The organism is Hymenobacter terrigena (genome assembly GCF_054776515.1).
Genome location: NZ_BAAHBU010000008.1, coordinates 1 through 3,300, shown reverse-complemented (window position 1 = coordinate 3,300; position 3,300 = coordinate 1). Strand labels below are relative to the sequence as shown.

Below are 3,300 nucleotides of genomic sequence, written 5' to 3'. Positions count from 1 at the left end.
CAGTACACGTTCTTTGACGTAAGGGGTAACAAAAACGAAGCGTAGCGCGCTTGCCTTCAGCGATGGAGGAATTAACGAGCGTTGATTACGAAACAAGAAGTAAGCAAGAGCACACGGGGGATGCCTAGGGTCTCAGAGGCGACGAAGGACGCGATAAGCTGCGATAAGCTCGGGGTAGAGGCACATACTCGTTCATCCCGAGATTTCCGAATGGGGCAACCCCGCGCATGGAAGATGCGTGAACTGACGAGCTTGACTCGCAGTGGCAAACGCCGGGAACTGAAACATCTAAGTACCGGCAGGAAAAGAAAATAACAATGATTCCCCAAGTAGTGGCGAGCGAACGGGGAGGAGCCCAAACCGGGTTGGTTACGGCCAATCCGGGGTTGTAGGGCCGCGACATCTGATTGAATCGAGGTAGCTGAACTGCTTGGGAAAGCAGGCCATAGACGGTGAGAGCCCGGTAAGCGACACTTCTGATTCACGGTAGCGGTACCCTGAGTAGGGCGGGGCCGGAGAAACCCCGTCTGAAGCTGGCGGCACCATCCGCCAAGGCTACATACTCCTGAGACACCGATAGTGAACTAGTACCGTGAGGGAAAGGTGAAAAGAACCGGGAATACCGGAGTGAAAAGAACCTGAAACCGTGTGCTTACAAGCAGTTAGAGGGGTTTAGTGCCCTGATAGCGTGCCTTTTGCATAATGAGCCTACGAGTTACTCCTCCCCGGCAAGGTTAAGAAGTTTAAGCTTCGGAGCCGCAGCGAAAGCGAGTCTGAACAGGGCGCGCAGTCGGGGGGGGTAGACGCGAAACTTTGTGAGCTACCCTTGAGCAGGTTGAAGGTGCCGTAACAGGCACTGGAGGACCGAACCAGTTTCCGTTGAAAAGGATTTGGATGACTTGAGGGTAGGGGTGAAAGGCCAATCAAACTGAGAAATAGCTCGTACTCCCCGAAATGTATTGAGGTACAGCGTCGCGGTGGAGGTCACTGGAGGTAGAGCTACCAATAGGACTAGGGGGTGTCAGAGCCTACCGAATCCTGATGAACTCCGAATGCCAGTGGCTATACGCGGCAGTGAGGCCTGGGGTGCTAAGGTCCCCGGCCGAGAGGGAAAGAACCCAGACCAACAGCTAAGGTCCCTAAATCTAGATTAAGTTGAACAAAGGAGGTCCAGTTGCTTTGACAGCCAGGAGGTTGGCTTGGAAGCAGCCATTCCTTTAAAGAGTGCGTAACAGCTCACTGGTCGAGCGACCGGGCATCGATAATACGCGGGCATCAAATCTAGTACCGAAGCTTTGGATGTGACTTGCAAGACAGTCACGTGGTAGGGGAGCATTCTCCTTGCGGTGAAGCCGCGTCGTCAGGCGTGGTGGAGCGTGGAGAAAAGCATATGTAGGCATGAGTAACGATAATGCGGGTGAGAAACCCGCACGCCGATAGACTAAGGTTTCCAGCTCAACGCTAATCGGAGCTGGGTTAGTCGGGACCTAAGGGGCAGCCGAAAGGTGAACTCGATGGACAGCAGGTTAATATTCCTGTACTGATGAATGGAAGTGATGCAGTGACGCAGAAGTGAAAGCACCGCGGGCGGACGGAAGTGCCCGTTGAAGGCCGTAGGTATTGGGGAGGTAGTTAAGTACGCCACCCTAGCCGAAAGCTGATAGTACCGTACGACCTTCGGGTCACGCGGATAGTGTGCCTAATCCGACTGCCAAGAAAACCTGCTAAGCGTTTTAACCCATTTATCACCCGTACCGCAAACCGACACAGGTAGTCAAGGAGAGCATCCTGAGGCGCTCGAGTGAATCACGGCCAAGGAACTCGGCAAAATGGACCTGTAACTTCGGGAGAAGGGTCGCTTCCTCTTGGCAACAAGAGAAGCCGCAGTGAAAAGGCCCAGGCGACTGTTTAACAAAAACACATGACTTTGCTAACGCGCAAGCGGACGTATAAGGTCTGACACCTGCCCGGTGCCGGAAGGTTAAGAGGGGAACTTAGTCGCAAGGCGAAGGTTTGAATCGAAGCCCCGGTAAACGGCGGCCGTAACTATAACGGTCCTAAGGTAGCGAAATTCCTTGTCGGGTAAGTTCCGACCTGCACGAATGGTGTAACGATCTGGGCGCTGTCTCAGCCGTGAGCTCGGTGAAATTGTAGTCTCGGTGAAGATGCCGAGTACCCGCCACGGGACGGAAAGACCCCGTGCACCTTTACTATAGGTTGCCATTGGTGGTGGGTTCAGTATGTGTAGCATAGGCGGGAGGCGCTGAGCCGGGGACGCTAGTTCTCGGGGAGCCGACGTTGAAATACCGCCCTTACTGTGCCTGCTGCCTAATCCCAGGATTCTGGGAGACAGTGGCTGCTGGGTAGTTTGACTGGGGTGGTCGCCTCCAAAAGAGTATCGGAGGCTTTCAAAGGTCCGCTCAGTCCGCTTGGTAACCGGACGCAGAGCGCAATAGCAGAAGCGGGCTTGACTGTGAGGCCGACTAGCCGAGCAGGGTCGAAAGACGGATATAGTGATCCGGTGGTTCCGCATGGAAGGGCCATCGCTCAAAGGATAAAAGGTACGCCGGGGATAACAGGCTGATCTCCCCCAAGAGCTCATATCGACGGGGAGGTTTGGCACCTCGATGTCGGCTCGTCACGTCCTGGGGCTGGAGAAGGTCCCAAGGGTTCGGCTGTTCGCCGATTAAAGTGGCACGCGAGCTGGGTTCAGAACGTCGTGAGACAGTTCGGTCCCTATCTGTGGTGGGCGTTGGAAATTTGACAGGACCTGTCCTTAGTACGAGAGGACCGGGATGGACCAGCCGCTGGTGCGCCGGTTGTACCGCCAGGTGCAGCGCCGGGTAGCTACGCTGGGACGAGATAAGCGCTGAAAGCATCTAAGTGCGAAACTCACCTGGAGATGAGATTTCCCAATAATAAGGCCCGTCGGAGATGACGACGTGGATAGGCGGCAGGTGAACAAGCAGAAATGCAATAGCTGAGCCGTACTAAGTGGCCGAGGGCTTCTGTTGAGCACGTAAGTGCAGCGTCGAGCGCGCGCCATACGTTTCGTTTTTGTCCCCTTATGTCGAGTTATTGAGTTGTTGCACGAACACGCAACAGCCCGCCAGCAATGGTGGCTTTAGCCCGGGTGTTCACCTCTTCCCATTCCGAACAGAGCCGTTAAGCCCCGGTGCGCCTATGGTACTGCCTTCACCGGTGGGAGAGTCGGTCGCCGCCAACCTTTTACAAGGAGAATCCCTCTTGGATGCTTTCGCCAGCAACCAAGAGGGATTTTTGCTTTACGTCGTGCTGAAC

2 rRNA genes are annotated in these 3,300 nt (G+C 55.0%); both read left to right on the top strand.

Annotated elements, in window-relative coordinates:
- Positions 1–93 precede the first annotated feature (93 nt).
- Positions 94–3,013, top strand: a 23S ribosomal RNA gene (locus ACYU7Q_RS21805).
- A 101-nt stretch (positions 3,014–3,114) separates the two neighbouring features.
- Positions 3,115–3,226, top strand: a 5S ribosomal RNA gene (gene rrf, locus ACYU7Q_RS21800).
- Positions 3,227–3,300 lie beyond the last annotated feature (74 nt).